Consider the following 18,484-nt stretch of genomic DNA (forward strand, 5'->3'; position numbering starts at 1 on the left):
AAATGATAGGTCATCAGTCTCAAATAATCACTTCTCTTTTTCACTAAAAGTTTATAATAGTTTTTTCATCACTTTAATCATATTGATGAAATTTTATTTTTTTATAAATCTACGAACTAATTGTCCCCTTATATCAGTGAATTTTATTAGATAAATACCCCTTTTAAGGTTATTAATATCTATTTCACTTGACGTCATTTTTGATAATACTAACTTACCTAATATAGTATAAATTGAAACTTTAGTTTTCTTCTGTAATCCTTGAATGATTAATTTATCATCTACAGGATTTGGGTAAATTTTTAAAATATTATTAATGTTATCATCAACTGAAAGACTCGATTCTACATTTACTGTTCGGGTTACCTCTACTGATACATTACCATTCGCATCACTAACATTGTAAGTAACTGTATATGTACCTACAACTGATGTGTCTACATTATTTACCGTAACAATAGATTCTGTAATATCGCCATCATAGTTGTCTTCTGCTGTTGCTCCTGCATCACTGTAGGTAGTTCCTACTTCTAATGTAACTGTCGATTCCCCCTCTAGTGTAATGACTGGAACTGTAGTGTCTACTATTTGTACTGTTCGGGTTACCTCTTCTGCTACATTACCATTCGCATCACTAACATTGTAAGTAACTGTATATGTACCTACAACTGATGTGTCTACATTATTTACCGTAACAATAGATTCTGTAATATCTCCATCATAGTTGTCTTCTGCTGTTGCTCCTGCATCACTGTAGGTAGTTCCTACTTCTAATGTAACTGTCGATTCTCCTTCTATGGTAATGACTGGAACTGCAGTGTCTTCTACATTTGTTATAAAATTTGTTATGTAAAATCTACTAGAATTTACATCTACAACATCATAAAGGTTATCTTGATTTAAATCAATAAAAATATACTGACCTTTGTATCCAATTTCGTCAATATTAAACTTAACAGGATGAAACCTACCGTTTTCTTGAATGAAAATAATTTTTTGTTCGTTACTATTGTAATGTTCGAGTGTTTCAACTATTAAATCAGAATCACCATCATTATCTATATCCTGGAAATATTGGCCTTTTCCTAAATAATCCTTAGTAATAAAATCTTTTCCAAATAAGTACTCAGTAACATCATCTGTATTTGGAGAAGATAAATTATATGATACGAGTTTAAACTCATTATTTGACGAATGAAATCTAACAAATAAAATGTTATTTTCTCCAATTTTAGAAATGTTAGTCATATCTTCGTTTTCAGCTATACTCCAATCACTCCCCATAGAGAACTCTCCAATTAATTCTTTTTCACTAAAATCAATCTGATCCATAGAATTTTCATACCCTGAATATTTATGAATTCTATAAGTATTTGTTGAACCACGAGAAACACTAAGAGTTATTAAATCTTTAAACTCATCTTCATCGAAATGAATGTTATAAACATCATTAAATTTATCTTCTGAGGTAGTAATTTCTCTTATGAATTCATGTCTTCCTTTTTCAGTGTCATAATCATAAAACGCCATTTGTTTATCATAAGTAAGAACCGCTATTTCTTTACTCATATCTTCATCAATTTGAATCGGTTTTTGTAATGAAGTATTACTATATTTTTGGTTGTTATAAGTAAAATCTAAGGAATCAATTTTAAATCCATTATCATTTTTATAGTATAAAAAATCAGGTCTATTGTGTGTTCCGTTATAAAAGGGAGGTTGTGTATTATCATCACCATGATAATTCCCAGTTGGTATGAAAATATCCAATGAATCATCATTATTAAAATGACCTACTTCTGGTGCATTTGCATTTGGTTCTCCTTTAATTTCAATAACATTGTTTAAGGATATCTCAACCACTTCATTTGTAATATCAAATGAAAAAACACCTATACGAGCTATTCCTATAGGTCTTTCTGTATGATAAAACATCGTAACATAGTCTAATTTACCATCATTATCAAAATCAATAATATCATAACCTTGATTAAACATGTAATAAAACCAACTACCAGTTGGGTTCATAAAAGGGTTTACAAAATCACGAAACTCATTTGTTCCGGGAATCTCTTGGATGTTAAAATATATAATGTATGGATCCTGTAATTCATCATCACAAATATCACCTATTCCATTATTATTTGTATCTATTTGTTGTGGATTGTAAAAATTGGGACAATTATCCTCACTATCGATAATACCATCATTATCCAAATCATTATAAATTTTAAAATGATTAACATCGAAACCTAATTTATCATTATTTTCAATTTGATAATTACCAAAAAATGAGAAACAAATTATTGGAATTATATTTAAAAAAAGATTCATAATTATTAATTAATAATTTACAAAATTATAATATGTTTGTATTAATTGAAAATACTTCAATATAATGCGACTAATATTCTTTTTCATTCCTTTCATTTGTTTTTCTCAACATTCAGTCTTTAAAGACTCATTAGAATTTATAGACTTAAATAATTACCAGTCAGAATTTAAACCCATAAGACCTCAAGAATTAGAATTAATAAAAGTATCAGGAATAAGTTATTTAATAGATAAGTTTGGTGGTAATATATTTGTTTTAGAAAATGACCGATTAAAAAGAATAGATAATTCATATCGACATAGGTCACAAATTGAATCTAATATTTTTAGTTATAATGATACTATATTTAGACATGGAGGTTACGGTTTTTGGGAAACAAGAGACTTATTAACTTTCTTTGATTTTAAAACAAATGAATGGGAAATTAAACAAAATAAAAACAAGGGAACAAAAAAATACTCTCACCTAATCACAATAAAAAATAATAAATTAATAACTTTTGGAGGTTTTCTAAAAGATGATTCATTAAATTCTATTGAAACTAAATCAAATTCAGTTTACTCATATGATTTTCAGAAAAATGAATGGACAAATTTAGGGGTTTCTAAATATCATTTTTCTAAAAATGACAATATTATTGATATCGGAGATGATAAAAAAATTATTATTCGAAAAGATATAAAGGACACTATTTTTTTAATTAAACCATTTGAAAATAAGATTGAATTTTACAAATCAAATAATTTTACAAGAAATATTAAATCTAACAAAAACTTAAAATCATTTTATAAAGACAGTGTTTTTCATTTAATATCAAATATTCATGTAAAAAATAAATTAGAGATTAATAAAAGATTTTACGATGAATTCTTATCAAATAAATTTGGAGAGGATGGGTTTGTCTCCAAAAAAAACAACTACCTAATTGAAATTTTAGTAATCCTCTTTTTAATTGTTTTCATTTTAATTTATTTCAAAAAACCTAAAACTAAAAAAAACAGAAAAATTCTAATATTAAATAACAAATCTGTTCATTACAAAAAAAGAAAAATTGAAATCTCAGATTACGATTTGAGTATTATTAATTTGTTAAAAAAGAATAACGAATTTAAAATTATAGATTTAATGAGTATTTACAAAAACTCAGAATTAAATTATAATCATCAGTTAAGAATAATGAACAAAATAATTAATGATTTAAATAATAAAATAAAAACTTTAATGGATTTAAAAAAACCTTTTATAATAATGGAAAAGTCATATTTGGACAAAAGAATAAAGGTTTACAAATTAAATAATCAAGTAACGATTAAATAAAACATTTAACCTCTGTTAAATCTAACAGAAGTTGATTCTCAAAAACATCCTCTTTATTTCGATTTATAAACTTCATTCCCAATTTTAGAGTATACTTCATTTTACTAATCTCATTTTGTGAATTTACACTCAATATAGTTGTATATATTAATATATTTTCGTAATTTAAGGGTGTTTGATTATTAATCCTAATATTGCGAATTATGAAAGTATTTTTATCAAGAGTTTCCACTGATGAACAAAGTGAATTAAGACAGATTCAAAATGTAGAAGGATTTGATAAAGTTATCATAGATAAATGTAGTGGACTAGTTCCTTTATGGGAACGACCAAACATTATTAAAAACAAAATTAAGAAGTTAGTTGATAACGGAACTATCAAACATATTGAGGTTCACTCTATCGATAGATTAGGAAGGGATACACTTTCGGTATTATCTGTTTGGAAGGAACTGACCGAAAAAGGTGTTAGAGTTGTTTGTAGAAACCCAAACTTCCAAAACCTAAATGATTCAGGTGAAAAAGATTACTTCTCTGAATTATTATTGAACATTCTTTCTACTATGAGTTCATTTGAGAAATCAATGATTAAATCTCGACAAATGGAAGGGATTCGTATCACTCAGAAAACGAATCCAGAAAAATATAGTGGTAGAAAACAAAACACTAAGGAATCTACTCTTAAATTCTTAACCAAACATTCTAAAGTGGTTGAGTATTTAGAAAAAGGAATGAAAGGTATTGAGATTTCTAAGTTATGTGATGTTTCTCTAAACACAATTACTAAGGTTAAGAAAAACCTTAAACTTCAAGAAAAAGTATATGAGTAAAAAGAAGAAACAAAATAGAAAAATCAGAGATAGTTATGAAACTATTACTCTGAAAGAATTAGAAGAAAAAGGATTAGTTTCTAAAAACTTCCACTTGTTCGATAGTATAGATATGAATGAGTACCAACTTAAACATAAAACTGATTGGTGGAAGAGAATGAGTTACTAACCCATTCCTTCAATATATTTATTTTTTAAAAGTTTATTCTCCAATTGTTTAATTCTAAACTCTAATTCGTTAATTTTAGATTCAAACATTTCAACGTTTGAAGTTTTGATAGGGTTTGAATCTTCTTTTAGATGTTTATTCTCCCATTTATCTTTAAATTCAGGTAAATGGAATCCATACTTCTCATATATTGGATTCCATATTTCTAAAAGTTCATAATCAGTTAAATTAGAATCTAATCCATTTGTAATTCCTCTATTTATTTTTTCTTCTTCAGTTAAATTAATTGAATTAAATATTTTATTCAAATACACTTCCGATTTACTAATAAGTTCTTTCCGATTCTTTCGAGATAGTTTTTCATTACATTGAATGTAAAAATTAAACCCTTCGAACTTTCGTCTGGAAGGAGTTCCATTATTTCTAATAACCTTATATTTTTTCATTTCTATATTTCATTTCAAATATTTCTTTTTCCATTTCATATTTTTCTAATACATCATAAAAACACTCCATAGTGTATTCTTTAATCTCTTTCATTGTGTGAACTCCTCCAAAGATTTCTTCTAATTCTTCTTCGAAATAAGATTCTTCAACTTCCTCCATAAAGTCTTCAAATTCATAATAAATTCTTTCCCATGTTGATTGAATTGGTAATCCCATATCATCCTCTTTTCTTATTAAATCCTCCACAACTCTTTCAATAATTTCTTTTACTTCTTTTCTCATTTTATTTGTTTTTTATTTGATTAAACTCTCACTCATTAACTATACTTAATTTAACTGAAATTAAGTAAGAAATATTTTTTTTATCCTACCAATTTAAATTGATTCTTATACAAAGTTGACTTTAGTTTCCCAAGTTCATCTCTTAGTAAATAAAAATGTTTTCGAGATGATTTAAAGTAACCAATCGGTTTTATAAACTTAGAATCTATATGTGATTGATTTATTACTGAATGAAGAGGAGATGTAAATTCATTTATCTCTTCTGAGGTAACTTCACCATTTATACCTTTTGAATCAATTTCTAAAACAACCATTTTAATATCCTTAACTCCAAAACCCAACTGACTATACCCTATTTGATTCCAAATTAAAGGAGAGTCACTCTCAATAGTCCAAGTTTTTAATTCCTTAATCTTCTAATCATTCTTATATCAAACAAGAGTTCTTCCAAATCCTCTTTTTTTTCATCACAACTCTCATCACGGAGTATCCTAACATTATCCTCCAAACCATAGAGTTCCTTAATACTCATTTTATTCAAATCGTGTCGACTAATTTCTGTTGTCATAATCTTAATTTGTAATTCTACATCTGTCATATCCTTTAAATTTTAATTGTTTCTAATTCACTAAACGGATTGTTCCAAGGAGAATATTCATCACCTTCTAATCCCCACTTATCAAAATCTTTGATGTTTGGAAAATGTTCTTCAAGAAGTAATTCTAAAACACTCATTTGAAAGGAATAATTTTCTTCGGTGGGGTTTTCATATAATTTCTCCCCAAGAATATTTCTGACTTTATCTAACTTTACTAATCCACCTATTTTTTCAAGGTGTGTAGATTTAATCTTACCACTCTCACAACTTAATACCCAACCTCTTTTCAGGTTTTCGGTATATCTATACCATCTTGATGGGATTGAATTATAATTTTCATTTGATTTCTGATAAAGAGGAAGTTTATTTCCCCATGTTACTTTTACACTCATAATATTTTGTGTTTTATACCCACCGGTTTTTAATTAAATAATTTTGTTCTCTTTTCTTTATTGAGGGTTAGAATCTCACTCCCTCACTAACAATACTATAGTTAGTACTCATTTTACTTACACACTAATTTTATTTTTAGTGTTGGTAATTTTATTAATTCTCACTTTTAATAGGTGGAGAAGTTTAACCCTCACTCACTAACAATACTATAGTTAGTACTCATTTTACTTACACACTAATTTTATTTTTAGTGTTGGTAATTTTATGAGTTATTTAAAATTGTTAAATTTGGAAACATGGAAGATAAATGGAGAGTTAAAAAAGTTGGAGATGATTGGTGGTTTATTCCCCAAAAAGAAAGAGATGAAAAAAGAGATTATGAAAATCTTGTAAATCGAATAAAAAGAAGAGAAAAGAAGATTGAATCTGATTTAGAAAAGATTAAGGAACTCAAAAAGGAGTTGAGAAAATGGAAATCAGATAGAACTAAGGGATTTAATAAAATGATTAAGTATCATAAAAAGTTCTTACCTTCTTTTTCAATATTCTTGGATGGTGATGATTTTAACCCTCAATGGGGTATGTGGGTTTCAATTGGTGGTAAAAGAAAATATATATACATAGGTACTGTAGATGATGTATCGTATCACTTAGATTTATTAGAAGATAATGTTCCTCATTACAATAAGAATAATAGATATGAGGATGGTCCCGTTGGACACTATGGTTCTATGAACCCTAAGAACTACGAGGGTGATGAACATAAAGAAATAATCTCCTCTAAGATTGATTCTTATGTTTGTGATGTTGTTAAGAAGAAAATGTTGAGTATTCTGAAGAAAGATGGGAACTTAGATAGGTTTTATGACAAAAAATACAAACTAAAAGGAATTGATATTCTTTATGATTTATATAAAAAATCTCCACATTATACACCTCCTCAGAAAGAAAGAGAAAAGAAAAAAGGAGGTACATTAAAACCTCTATATGTTGGTAAAAAGAAACAGTGGTAGTAGAATAACAACCTATATACTAATCATATCAAGTTCTTGTAATATTAAAACCCTTCGGTATTCTTTGAATATGTATTGAAACAACAAAGACACCATATTTTACCAACTGATAGATTAACCATAACTCTTTCAATCTTCAAAGTATATCAAAGTTTGAATCAAAACTATTTTGATACTGTAATCATTTTTAAACTACACTAAGGTGTGATTTTGTTTCATTTGATTTTCCCACTCTAATAAATCAGTTTTCCTGATGTATTTTTTATGAGATGATATTTCTATCATTGGTAACCCAAACCTTCTTCTCCATTCTTCTATGGTGGTTCTGTTTACATTATACATCTTCATTAGTTGTTGTTTTGTTATTCTTTCTTCCATAGTTTCTCTTCTTCTTTTTTTAATAATTCTTTGAATAATTTTTTATACCCTATTCTATCATTATTTTTTCGATAAGATTCAAGTTTATCTGAGAAGTTTTTAACCAGTTCTGATTTTCTGATTAACTCATCAGTGAACTCTTTTGGATTATCTTTTATCCATTTTATTTCTTCATAAGTTAGTTTAGTTTGTTTCATCTTTAAACAGTTTAATTTATATAGTACCAACCTCGAGTTTTAAGTAAAAGGTTATAATCTTTTTTCAAATTTTTTATTTGTTTGAATACTTCAGTATTGGATACACCAATCCCCTTTAAGAATTTTACTTCTTTTTTTATTTAATTCTAAATTTCCTCAGACCAGTTCGATTTAATCACCCATATCTGATTTATAGTAGAACCATTTTTGATACTATCGGAGAAACCTCTTCCATTATGTATAGATATTATTTCAATCTTATAGAATACTATCCGACTTCTAACCCACTAACTATTCCTTAGAACCCTCGTGGGTGATTAGTATTTTACCCTATGATGGATACCAGTATCTACTATAAGTATTACAAAGTGTAGGAAAACGTAAAAAAATAGAAGGGTTTTATTTAATAACTTCTACAATAGGGGGAGTAACAACAACTACATCTGGTCTATTTATTCGTTCTTCACGAATTAAACCTTTCTTATAAATGGAATGGACGTGGTTGTTTTTAAATTCATTACCACGAGGTGTTTTTAATCCTTCCTCATTAAGAATTTGAGATATCTTTCTATATCCAATAGGGGTAAGAAAATGTTCTTTTAAACCCCTTATTCTATTAAATAAATACTGTTGATATTCCGAATATGAAGAACTCCACAGATGAGTAGTTCTTATTGATATTGAGAACGTTACTAACAATTTGTAGGAGTAAGAGTAATTGTCACGAGTAACTACTCCACCGTAACAGATTTGGCTAAATTTCTAGGTTGATCTACATTTTTACCTAACATTACAGCTATGTGATAAGATAACAACTGCAAAGGTATGGTTGTTAAGAGTGGTGTTAAAGCTTCCTCTGTTTCTGGTATTTCTATAACATGATCTGCTATTTCTTTAACTTGTGTGTCTCCTTCTGTAACAATAGCAATAATTTTACCTGCTCTAGACTTAATTTCTTGTATGTTACTAACCACTTTTTCGTAATGACCTTTGTTAGTTGCAATTACAAATATTGGCATGTTTTCATCTATCAATGCAATAGGCCCATGTTTCATCTCTGCAGCTGGGTAACCTTCTGCATGTATATAAGAAATCTCTTTTAACTTTAAAGCGCCTTCTAAAGCTACAGGAAAGTTAAAACCTCTACCTAAATACAAACAGTTTTTTGCATTTTTATAAACGGATGCAATTTCTTTCACTTTATCATCTATCGTTAAAAGTGCTTCTATTTTTTTAGGAACTAACTGCATTTTCTGCAGGTACATTCTAAAAGCAGAATTTGATAAAGTGCCTTTTGTTTTTGCTAATTTTAAAGAAATTAGAGATAAAACAGTTATTTGGGTTGTAAAAGCTTTGGTAGAAGCAACACCAATTTCTGGTCCTGCATGTGTGTAAGCTCCTGCATGCGTTTCTCTTGCAATAGAAGATCCAACAACATTACAAATACCAAAAACAAAAGCGCCTTTAGACTTTGCTAGTTTTATGGCAGCTAAAGTATCTGCAGTTTCTCCAGATTGTGAAATAGCAATTACAACATCTTTAGATGTAATAATTGGGTTTCTATATCTAAATTCAGAGGCATATTCTACTTCTACAGGTATACGTGCCATATCTTCTATAAGATACTCGCCTACCAACCCTGCATGCCAAGAAGTACCACAGGCAACAACTATTATTCTATCTGCATTTAAAAACTTCTGAATATGATCATCTATACCAGACATTTTAATAATGCCTTCACCTGGTAACATTCTTCCTCTATAAGTATCTATTATCGCTTTTGGTTGCTCATAAATTTCTTTTAACATAAAGTGATCGTAACCCCCTTTTTCTATTTGATCTAAACTAATTTGTAGTTCTTGTATTTTTGCGTCAACTAAAGAGTCGTCTTTTATTTTTCTAACCTTAATACCTTTATCTAGTTTGATAATAGCCATTTCTTCATCTTCTAAATAAATAGCTTCTTTGGTATATTCTATAAATGGTGATGCATCTGAAGCTACAAAAAACTCTGCATTATTTTCTCCAACACCAATTGCAATTGGGCTTCCTAATCTTGCAACAACCAATTCGTTTGGTTTTGTTTTATCAAAAACAGCAATTGCATAAGCGCCAATAACATTATTTAATGCTACTTGAACTGCTTTACCTAACTTGCATTGTTCCTGTTTTTTTACTTCTTCTATTAAGTTTACAAGTACTTCGGTATCTGTATCGCTTTTAAAAGTATAACCTCTAGATATTAATTCTTTTTTTAAAGTATCGTAATTTTCTATTATACCATTGTGTACAATAACCAAATTACTAGATTCAGAAAAGTGAGGGTGAGAGTTTACATCATTTGGTACACCATGTGTTGCCCAGCGTGTATGACCCATACCTATTTTACCTACTTTTCTTTCCTTTTCTTTATTTGTAATAACCTCTAAATCAGAAACTTTCCCTTTGGTTTTAGATAAATGGATGTTATTGCCATCATACATCATGATTCCTGCACTATCATACCCTCTATATTCTAGTCTCTTTAAGCCATTTATTACTATTGGATATGCATCTCTAAAACCTATGTATCCTGTAATTCCACACATAAAAATTAATATTTATAATTTTGGTTGATTAATTTGATGGTTTTTCTGTGTAAGAAATTTTTAATTTAGCTCTTCTTGTTTCTCCGTTTGCAGCTTTATCGCCATTTAAAAGAGAGACTGCTTTTGGGTTCCAACTAAAATTTCTAAAAATAGTGTCGTTTATTTGTGTATCTGAAGTATTAAAAACTTTTAATCTTAAAGGAGGGTTGTAAGTAGTTTCCCCACTTAGCAAGTCTGACACATAATCTGTTATTCTAAAATTGTAACGATCTACTTTACCACTTTCTCTAATTAAATTGCCTCCAAAAAAAGCCGTTTCTGTATAAACATCTTTTACAAAGCTTTGTATTGAGTTTCCATTAGCATCGATACCTTTTTTGTATAAAAATAATTTGTTTGGTACGTCTGTAGTATCTATGTCTTTATTTATGTAAAAAGTTAATGAAGCGTCGTTTATTAACCAATTTTTAGCTTTTAAAGCTGCCAATTCATTTCCATTTAAAACCTCTACCTTAGCTTCAGAGCCAGCTGCACCTTGTAAACGAACTTCGTTTGTAATAGGATAGGTTCTATTGGTCATTTCAAATTTATTGTTTGCTATACCACCTAACTGAAAGGTATGATTTACTTTTATAACAGTATCTATTTCAGTACTATTTGCTTTAAAATAAGTATTTGTATAATAGACCTCTATGGATGATGTAGATGCCTGTGTATTAGAGTTTCTTAAATTAAAAGAAATTAAAGCGCCTCCTTTTTCTCCAGAAGCATGGTTTATTTCTTTTGCCTCTATTTTAATACCTCTAAAATAATCGTTAAATGCTTGTTGAGATTCAAAATTTGATGACCCATAATTATCTACAAATACTTGTTTTGCAAAACTCTTTTTTAAAGGAATAATTGCCATTGGTCTTGAAATTTCAGAAGTTACACCAGAAGTATATTTTATGGTATCTGTTTCAAACAAGTCTCCTAAACTATTTCTTCTTTTAATGATAACTAAAGTATCATTAGCGGTTGGAGTAAAATCAATATCAGCAAACTCATTTAAAGGGTTGGGTTTTACATCATAATCTGTATCTGAAAGAAAAACGTTGGTTTTTGAAGGGTCTGCAGGGTTTAATCTATTTAAATAAGTGTCTAACTCATAAATATTTAATGTAAATGGCAAGTCTTTATTGCCAACAATAGAATCTAAAGTATAAACTGGTCTGTCTGTATTTGATTCTAAAGTAGCGTAATATGGCAATCTTACATAAGCTGTATCTATTGTGGTTTCAAAAGCTAAATTATCAGGATTGCTGTATGGTGAAACTTCTAAGCTGGTATTTATAAGAACTTGTGAAATAATAGAAGCTTCTATATTCTCAAAATCATCATTTATATAAGTACCTAGCAAATATTGCCCTTGAAAACCAAAAAATGGTGTTGCTGTTAATGTTAAACCATCTGCTCTAACATTATCTACTGGTGCATTAGAAACTACAATATCTAAAATTGTGTCTTTGGTTATAAATTTTGTATTACTTACTACCCCACTTTTAATATCTGTAAAGTCTTCTTCGCAAGAAATAACAGCAGATAAAACGAATATTAATACACCTAAAAAGGCGCTTTTTCTAAGAATTTTTTTCACCATAAACCAATTAATTTTCCGACACTAAGTCAGCATAAAAATTTAAATAATTTTCTTTTAGATTTTCTTCTTGAAATCCTAAAAAAGGAATTTCTTTTTCTTCTACAAAAGAAGTTAATTCTTCAGAAACATCTTCACTACCATAAATAATTGCATCAGAATTTTCTATGGCACTTTTTAATATATTAGTATGGTTAGGTATTTGTATTGTTGCTGCTTTTTTTGCTTCATTTAAATCGAAAGTAACTTTATCTGCCAAAGCTTTATTTAAACAACCTTCAAAACCATTATTATAAATAGAAGTTACAATTTTACTCTCTGTAAAAAGTGGTTCTTCATTATAAAACTCTTTTAAATAAAGGGGTAATAAAGACGCCATCCAACCATGAACATGAATAATATCTGGTGCCCAATTTAATTTTTTTACCGTTTCTATAACGCCTTTTGCAAAGAAAATAGCACGCTCATCATTATCTTCAAAAAGAGTATCATCTTCATCTGTAAAAACGGCTTTTCTTTTAAAGTATTCTTCGTTATCTATAAAATAAACTTGCATTCTTTCTTTTGGTATCGAAGCCACTTTTATAATTAACGGCATATCCATATCATTTACAACAAGGTTCATTCCAGAAAGACGAATTACTTCATGTAATTGATGTCTTCTTTCATTAATAACGCCAAATCTTGGCATAAAAATTCTGGTTTGTACTCCTTTAGAATGCGCGTTTTTTGCAGCATTAAATGCGGTTGACGATAATTCTGTTTCTGGTAAGTAAGGTACTACTTCAGACGAAACAAATAATATTCTCTTGTCCTTCATTAAATCAAACTCTTTTGTGAGATTGGCAAAAATACAAATTAATATGCAAATATCGTGTTAAAATGGTAAGTTTGCACGCAATATCAATTTTTCAAACATGAATATTTTTTCTACAAAGAAAGATTTAACAGGTTGTATTTTAAGTTATAAGGCAAAAAATAAATCTATTGGTTTTGTTCCAACAATGGGGGCTTTGCATCAAGGGCATTTATCTTTAATATCTACTGCAAAAAAGAAAAATGATGTTGTTGTGGTAAGTATTTTTGTAAATCCAACCCAATTTGATAATGTAGAAGATTTAAAAAAATATCCTAAAACACTAGAAAATGATATTAAATTACTAGATACAATTTCTTGTGATATCGTTTTTACGCCTTCTGTAGAAGAAATTTATGCAGAAAACATTGTTTCCAATAAATTTAATTTTGATGGTTTAGAAAACCAAATGGAAGGAAAATTTAGGACTGGACATTTTGATGGTGTAGCCACAATTGTAAAAACGCTCTTCGAAATTGTACAACCAAATCGGGCATATTTTGGGCAAAAAGATTTTCAGCAATTGCAAATCATTAAAAAAATGGTCAAAAAAAATAGACTTCCTGTAAAAATAAAAGGATGTTCTATTTTTAGAGAAGAAGACGGTTTGGCAATGAGTTCTAGAAATATTCGTCTATCTAAAAAACAACGAGAAGCAGCTCCTTTTATTTACAAAACTTTAAAAAAGGTACAAAGAAAAATTGGTGCAAAAAATATTACTGAAATTAACGAATGGGTAGAAAATGAGTTTAAAAAACAACCTTTATTAGAATTAGAATATTTTACCATTGCTGAAGAAAAAACATTAGAAACAGTAGAAAAGATAGAATCTGACAAAAAATATCGTGCTTTTATGGCAGTATTTGCAGGAAAAATTAGATTGATTGACAACATTCGCTTAAAATAATAATAATAAAAAAAGAGTATTTTTGCAACATGTTAGTACAAGTAGTAAAATCTAAAATCCACCGTGTAAAAGTTACAGGTGCAGATTTAAATTATATAGGAAGCATTACCATAGATGAAGATTTAATGGATGCAGCCAACATTATAGAAGGAGAACGCGTTCAAATTGTAAACAACAATAATGGCGAACGTTTAGAAACATATGCCATTCCAGGACCAAGAGGTAGTGGAGAAATTACCCTAAATGGTGCTGCAGCAAGAAGAGTTGCTGTTGGCGATGTGTTGATTTTAATAGTGTATGGGTTTATGGATTTTGAAGAGGCTAAAACATTTAAACCATCATTGGTATTTCCGAACGAAAAAGACAATACCCTTACCTAATTTTGAACATTAAAAAAACTTTAAAAACAATTTTACCTCTCTTATTGGGAGGTTTTTTAGTTTGGTATTCTTTGTCTAAAATCTCTTTAGAAACTTTAGGAAATTATTTTAAGGAAGCCAATTATGGTTGGATTTTATTAGGCCTTTTCTTTGGAATTTTAAGTCATTTATCTAGAGCATACAGGTGGAAATTTATACTAGAACCTTTAGGTTTTAAGCCCAAATTTACCAATAGTGTTTTGGCTGTTTTAGTTGGGTATTTAGTTAATTTAGCATTGCCTAGAGCTGGAGAAATCTCTAGAGCCACAGTAATGACCCAATATGAAGAAATTCCTTTTGAAAAAGGATTTGGAACCATTGTAGCAGAACGTATTGCAGATTTAATTATGATGCTTTCCATTATTGCCATTACGCTTTTTGTACAATTTGATTTTATTTACGAACTCCTAACCAAAAATTTCGATCCCACAAAAATGATTATTGGATCAATAATTCTAGTAATTGGTTTTTTTATTTTTACCTCTTTTGTAAAAAAAGCAAAATCTGGTTTTTTATTAAAAATTAAAACCTTTATAACAGGTTTAATCGAAGGTGTGACAAGCATTTTTAAAATGAAAAACAAGTGGGCTTTTATTTTTCACACCGTTTTTATTTGGATAATGTATGTCGCCATGTTTTGGGCAACAATCCCTGCAATTAAAGGTTTAGAGGTTCCTTTTGGTGGTATTTTAATAGGTTTTATTGCTGGCGGCTTTTCTATTGCTGCTACAAATGGCGGAATTGGTTTATACCCAATTGCAGTAGCAGGTGCATTGGCTTTATTTAACATCCCTACAGAACCTGCAACCGCCTTTGGTTGGATTATGTGGACAGCACAAACAGCAATGATTGTTGTTTTTGGCGGTTTGGCATTTTTATTATTACCAATTTACAATAAGGAAAAATAATTTTTGGGCGTTTCTTTATCCTGAAAGCGTTCAGGACCAAGTCGCGCTTTCACTACTCGCTTTTTTATTTTATCAAATAAAAAGAGCTCAAACAAGTCGTTCAATCGCTAACGCAACTATTTGCCAGATTATAAAAATTCCGAATTACTTTTTTTATTTAAGAGCTAAAACCTTTTCAATTTACAAGACCCTTCAGGTTTTTAAAACCTGAAGGATCAATTATTTTTTTAACCCATAAATTATTACAATATCAAGTTATAAAAAATAGCTATTTATAATCTAACTTTACTTTGTAACTTTACAGCTTTCAAACTTTGCAACTAAATCAAAATGGCTAAAACCAAAACAACTTTTTTCTGTCAAAACTGTGGTACCCAACACGCAAAATGGATTGGGCAATGTGGTGCCTGTAAAGAGTGGAATACTATTGTAGAAGAAGTGATTCAGACAGCAGAAAAACGCGTTTGGAAACAAGCTACAACAGCAAAGCAAACTATAAACAAACCGTTAAAAATTGCAGACATTGTTCTAAATCCAGAAGAACGGGTTGTTACCAATAACAACGAATTAGACACAGTTTTAGGTGGTGGTTTGGTAAAAGGCTCTGTAACACTTTTAGGTGGTGAACCTGGTATAGGAAAATCTACCTTACTGCTACAAGTTGCTTTAAATATCAGTCAAAAAGTGCTGTATGTTTCTGGTGAAGAAAGTCAGTCTCAAATTAAAATGCGAGCAGAACGTTTGGCTGCCCAAAATTCTAATTGTTTAATTTTAACAGAAACCAATACCCAACAAATATTTAAAAACATAGAAGAAACCGAACCCGAAGTTTTGGTTATAGATTCTATACAAACCTTACATACCAATTCTATTGAAGCTTCTCCTGGAAGCATTTCTCAAATTAGAGAAACCTCTGCAGAATTGATTAAATTTGCCAAAGAAACTGCAACACCTGTCTTGTTAATTGGTCATATTAATAAAGAAGGAAACATTGCTGGTCCTAAAATTTTAGAACACATGGTAGACGTGGTTTTACAATTTGAAGGCGATAGAAATCACACCTATAGAATTTTAAGAAGCCAGAAAAACAGATTTGGTTCTACTTCAGAATTAGGAATTTACGAAATGCTTTCTAATGGTTTGAGAGAAATTACAAATCCATCAGAAATACTAATTTCTAAAAAAGATGCAGATTTAAGCGGAACAGCAATTGCATCAACCTTAGAGGGAGTTAGACCTTTAATGATAGAAATTCAAGCCTTGGTTTCTACAGCAGTTTATGGTACACCACAACGTTCTACCACAGGTTACAATCTAAAAAGATTAAATATGTTATTGGCTGTTTTAGAAAAACGAGCTGGTTTTAAATTAGGTGCAAAAGATGTATTTTTAAACATTACTGGAGGGATTAACGTAGATGATCCTGCCATAGATTTAGCTGTTGTTGCAGCTATTTTATCATCCAACCAAGACATTGCAATTAACCCCAATGTATGTTTTGCTGCAGAGGTTGGTTTGGCAGGAGAAATTAGACCTGTTTCTAAAATAGACCAACGTATTACAGAAGCAGAAAAGTTGGGTTATAAAAGTTTTGTAGCCTCTAAATACAATAAGATTTCTTCTAAAAATCATGGAATTAAATTGATTTTAGTTGGTAAGATTGAAGAAGCATTTGCTACTTTATTTGCTTAAATTTAAATTTATCTAAAAATTAATCAACTTTAAAAAACTTTTTTAAGACAAAAAAACCGAACATTACTGTTCGGTTTTGATTTAAAATATTGTAAAAGAGTTGTTATTTCTTATTTGCTTCTTTAATATATTTTTCTAATGCCATTGTCATAGAAGGCGTTTCTGGCGCTGGCGCTTTTATATCACATTTAAACCCAGCTGCAGTAACCGCACTTACTGTAGAGTTACCAAAAGCGGCAATTCTAGTATTGTTTTGTTTAAAGTCTGGAAAGTTTTGTAGTAAAGATTCGATACCAGAAGGGCTAAAAAACACTAAAATATCATAAAAAACATCTTCTAAATCCGATAAATCGCTTACTACAGTTCTATACAAATCTAAACGGGTCCATTTTACACCTAATGCATTTAACTCATCTGGAATTAATGGTTTTAATTTGTTAGAAGATGGTAATAAAAAGTTTTCTGTTTTATGTTTTTTAATCAACTTTGTTAACTCAGGAAACGTTCTGTTACCAACATAAATCTTACGCTTTCTGTACACTACGTATTTTTGTAGGTAATAAGCAACAGCTTCTGACTGGCAAAAATATTTCATATCATCTGGCACTTTAAAACGCATTTCTTCTGCAATTTTAAAGAAATAATCTACAGCATTTCTACTTGTTAAAATAATAGCAGTAAAGTTTTTAAGATCTACTTTTTGAGATCTTACCTCTTTTACAGGAATCCCTTCTACATGAATAAAAGATCTAAAGTCAATTTTTACTTTCTGTTTGCTAGACAATTCAAAATAAGGGGAAGTTTCTGTTTTAGGCTCAGGTTGCGATACTAAAATAGTTTTCACTTTCATACGCTTTTGTTTTTTAATTTAAAGTATCAATTTAAATAATAAAAATAGCGGTGCTATTTCGAGGGCGCAAATATACAAAATAAAATAAAACAACTTGCTAAAAATCAGCTTTTTGTTAATTACAATGTGAGCTATAAAACGAATTACTAACAAAAAAAGCGTGCTATAAAGTAAGACACTCGCTTTTAAAGCACTATAGACAGTTAAAATATATACAATAAACAATACAAAACTGATGGTATAAAGGTAACTAGTTTTAGAAATTGTATAAAACAGTAGCTGTTTTTGGATTAGAAAAAGCCTAACCAATAAAAATTCTAGAAACTTTTTAAGCAGAAAATAACTTAAAACAATTGTAAAAACGATTAAAAAAGAAGAGAAAGTAGTATCAAAAAGGTAACTTTTTGTATCTAACAAAAAGCTAATTGTTAAAGATAGGGTTATTGTAGAAAATAAAAATAACAAAAGGTTAAAACCATTAAAAAAAGAAGGGTTATCGTCTGCTTCGGTAGTTATAAAATTCTTATTAAATAAAACAAAAACAAAACCTTTTAAACGTTCTTTATTTAAGGATTTTAATAACACAATTAAAATCAATAATAAAAGTATTATTAATGTAATCCAATTTCTATTAATTACTATTTTTTCTAATGCTTGCACTTCTGTTTT

22 protein-coding genes are annotated in these 18,484 nt (G+C 29.1%); 8 read left to right on the forward strand and 14 right to left on the reverse strand.

Annotated elements, in window-relative coordinates:
* Positions 1-93: 93 nt before the first annotated feature.
* The gene (locus tag AC2D6T_RS01215) at positions 94-2,334 is read right to left on the reverse strand and encodes an immunoglobulin-like domain-containing protein (RefSeq protein WP_484680186.1); all 2,241 of its coding nucleotides are present in this window, start codon (positions 2,332-2,334) and stop codon (positions 94-96) included.
* A 64-nt stretch (positions 2,335-2,398) separates the two neighbouring features.
* Here AC2D6T_RS01215 and AC2D6T_RS01220 point away from each other — a divergent pair, with 64 nt between their 5' ends.
* The 3 genes from AC2D6T_RS01220 to AC2D6T_RS01230 all read left to right on the forward strand — a co-directional run bounded on the left by AC2D6T_RS01220 (position 2,399) and on the right by AC2D6T_RS01230 (position 4,651).
* Positions 2,399-3,652 (forward strand): Kelch repeat-containing protein, encoded by a 1,254-nt coding sequence (locus AC2D6T_RS01220; RefSeq protein ID WP_484680187.1) that lies wholly within the window; start codon positions 2,399-2,401, stop codon positions 3,650-3,652.
* 203 nt (positions 3,653-3,855) lie between these two features.
* The gene (locus AC2D6T_RS01225; protein WP_484680188.1) at positions 3,856-4,482 is read left to right on the forward strand and encodes a recombinase family protein; all 627 of its coding nucleotides are present in this window, start codon (positions 3,856-3,858) and stop codon (positions 4,480-4,482) included.
* On the forward strand, positions 4,475-4,651 hold the full coding sequence (locus AC2D6T_RS01230; RefSeq protein WP_484680189.1) for a hypothetical protein: 177 nt from the start codon (positions 4,475-4,477) through the stop codon (positions 4,649-4,651). Before AC2D6T_RS01225 ends, AC2D6T_RS01230 begins: the two co-directional genes overlap by 8 nt.
* Here AC2D6T_RS01230 and AC2D6T_RS01235 read toward each other — a convergent pair.
* The 5 genes from AC2D6T_RS01235 to AC2D6T_RS01255 form a co-directional block, all read right to left on the reverse strand.
* Complete coding sequence (locus tag AC2D6T_RS01235; protein WP_484680190.1) at positions 4,648-5,097, reverse strand: hypothetical protein; 450 nt, start codon at positions 5,095-5,097, stop codon at positions 4,648-4,650. The genes AC2D6T_RS01230 and AC2D6T_RS01235 overlap by 4 nt on opposite strands.
* On the reverse strand, positions 5,084-5,380 hold the full coding sequence (locus tag AC2D6T_RS01240; RefSeq protein ID WP_484680191.1) for a hypothetical protein: 297 nt from the start codon (positions 5,378-5,380) through the stop codon (positions 5,084-5,086). Before AC2D6T_RS01240 ends, AC2D6T_RS01235 begins: the two co-directional genes overlap by 14 nt.
* Positions 5,381-5,460: 80 nt before the next feature.
* Positions 5,461-5,721: a hypothetical protein gene (locus tag AC2D6T_RS01245; RefSeq protein ID WP_484680192.1), complete on the reverse strand. Its 261-nt coding sequence runs from the start codon at positions 5,719-5,721 to the stop codon at positions 5,461-5,463.
* Between the two features lie 59 nt (positions 5,722-5,780).
* On the reverse strand, positions 5,781-5,978 hold the full coding sequence (locus AC2D6T_RS01250; protein WP_484680193.1) for a hypothetical protein: 198 nt from the start codon (positions 5,976-5,978) through the stop codon (positions 5,781-5,783).
* Positions 5,979-5,983: 5 nt separating this feature from the next.
* A complete protein-coding gene (locus tag AC2D6T_RS01255) occupies positions 5,984-6,370 on the reverse strand; it encodes a hypothetical protein (RefSeq protein ID WP_484680194.1) in 387 nt (128 codons plus the stop codon).
* 297 nt (positions 6,371-6,667) lie between these two features.
* Between AC2D6T_RS01255 and AC2D6T_RS01260 the strand changes: the two genes are divergently transcribed.
* Positions 6,668-7,384, forward strand: coding sequence for a hypothetical protein (locus tag AC2D6T_RS01260; protein WP_484680195.1), 717 nt, complete (start codon positions 6,668-6,670; stop codon positions 7,382-7,384).
* Positions 7,385-7,576: 192 nt separating this feature from the next.
* Here the strand turns inward: AC2D6T_RS01260 and AC2D6T_RS01265 are convergent, their stop codons facing one another.
* The 6 genes from AC2D6T_RS01265 to AC2D6T_RS01290 form a co-directional block, all read right to left on the reverse strand.
* Complete coding sequence (locus AC2D6T_RS01265) at positions 7,577-7,762, reverse strand: helix-turn-helix domain-containing protein (RefSeq protein WP_484680196.1); 186 nt, start codon at positions 7,760-7,762, stop codon at positions 7,577-7,579.
* On the reverse strand, positions 7,747-7,959 hold the full coding sequence (locus AC2D6T_RS01270; RefSeq protein WP_484680197.1) for a hypothetical protein: 213 nt from the start codon (positions 7,957-7,959) through the stop codon (positions 7,747-7,749). The genes AC2D6T_RS01265 and AC2D6T_RS01270 overlap by 16 nt, the downstream gene beginning before the upstream one ends.
* Positions 7,960-8,358: 399 nt before the next feature.
* Positions 8,359-8,658, reverse strand: coding sequence for a recombinase family protein (locus tag AC2D6T_RS01275; RefSeq protein WP_484680198.1), 300 nt, complete (start codon positions 8,656-8,658; stop codon positions 8,359-8,361).
* A gap of 32 nt (positions 8,659-8,690) precedes the next feature.
* Complete coding sequence (gene glmS / locus AC2D6T_RS01280) at positions 8,691-10,547, reverse strand: glutamine--fructose-6-phosphate transaminase (isomerizing) (RefSeq protein ID WP_484680199.1); 1,857 nt, start codon at positions 10,545-10,547, stop codon at positions 8,691-8,693.
* A gap of 28 nt (positions 10,548-10,575) precedes the next feature.
* Positions 10,576-12,186 carry a DUF4270 family protein gene (locus AC2D6T_RS01285; protein WP_484680200.1) on the reverse strand — a complete coding sequence of 537 codons (1,611 nt, stop codon included), beginning with the start codon at positions 12,184-12,186 and terminating at the stop codon, positions 10,576-10,578.
* A 7-nt stretch (positions 12,187-12,193) separates the two neighbouring features.
* Positions 12,194-13,003, reverse strand: a complete 810-nt coding sequence (locus AC2D6T_RS01290) for a glycogen/starch synthase (protein WP_298949808.1) — start codon at positions 13,001-13,003, stop codon at positions 12,194-12,196.
* Between the two features lie 97 nt (positions 13,004-13,100).
* Between AC2D6T_RS01290 and panC the strand changes: the two genes are divergently transcribed.
* The 4 genes from panC (at position 13,101) to radA (ending at position 16,965) form a co-directional block, all read left to right on the forward strand.
* Positions 13,101-13,946, forward strand: coding sequence for a pantoate--beta-alanine ligase (gene panC / locus AC2D6T_RS01295; RefSeq protein WP_298949806.1), 846 nt, complete (start codon positions 13,101-13,103; stop codon positions 13,944-13,946).
* Between the two features lie 29 nt (positions 13,947-13,975).
* Positions 13,976-14,326, forward strand: a complete 351-nt coding sequence (gene panD, locus AC2D6T_RS01300; protein WP_159950221.1) for an aspartate 1-decarboxylase — start codon at positions 13,976-13,978, stop codon at positions 14,324-14,326.
* A gap of 2 nt (positions 14,327-14,328) precedes the next feature.
* Complete coding sequence (locus AC2D6T_RS01305; protein WP_298949799.1) at positions 14,329-15,273, forward strand: lysylphosphatidylglycerol synthase transmembrane domain-containing protein; 945 nt, start codon at positions 14,329-14,331, stop codon at positions 15,271-15,273.
* A 330-nt stretch (positions 15,274-15,603) separates the two neighbouring features.
* A complete protein-coding gene (gene radA, locus AC2D6T_RS01310; protein ID WP_484680201.1) occupies positions 15,604-16,965 on the forward strand; it encodes a DNA repair protein RadA in 1,362 nt (453 codons plus the stop codon).
* 103 nt (positions 16,966-17,068) lie between these two features.
* Here radA and AC2D6T_RS01315 read toward each other — a convergent pair whose 3' ends face one another.
* Together AC2D6T_RS01315 and AC2D6T_RS01320 are read right to left on the reverse strand one after the other, a co-directional pair.
* Positions 17,069-17,815 (reverse strand): uroporphyrinogen-III synthase, encoded by a 747-nt coding sequence (locus AC2D6T_RS01315; protein WP_298949795.1) that lies wholly within the window; start codon positions 17,813-17,815, stop codon positions 17,069-17,071.
* 18 nt (positions 17,816-17,833) lie between these two features.
* Positions 17,834-18,475: a DUF4271 domain-containing protein gene (locus AC2D6T_RS01320; protein ID WP_484680202.1), complete on the reverse strand. Its 642-nt coding sequence runs from the start codon at positions 18,473-18,475 to the stop codon at positions 17,834-17,836.
* Positions 18,476-18,484: the final 9 nt, after the last annotated feature.

Source organism: Polaribacter sp. YIW18, assembly GCF_057219325.1.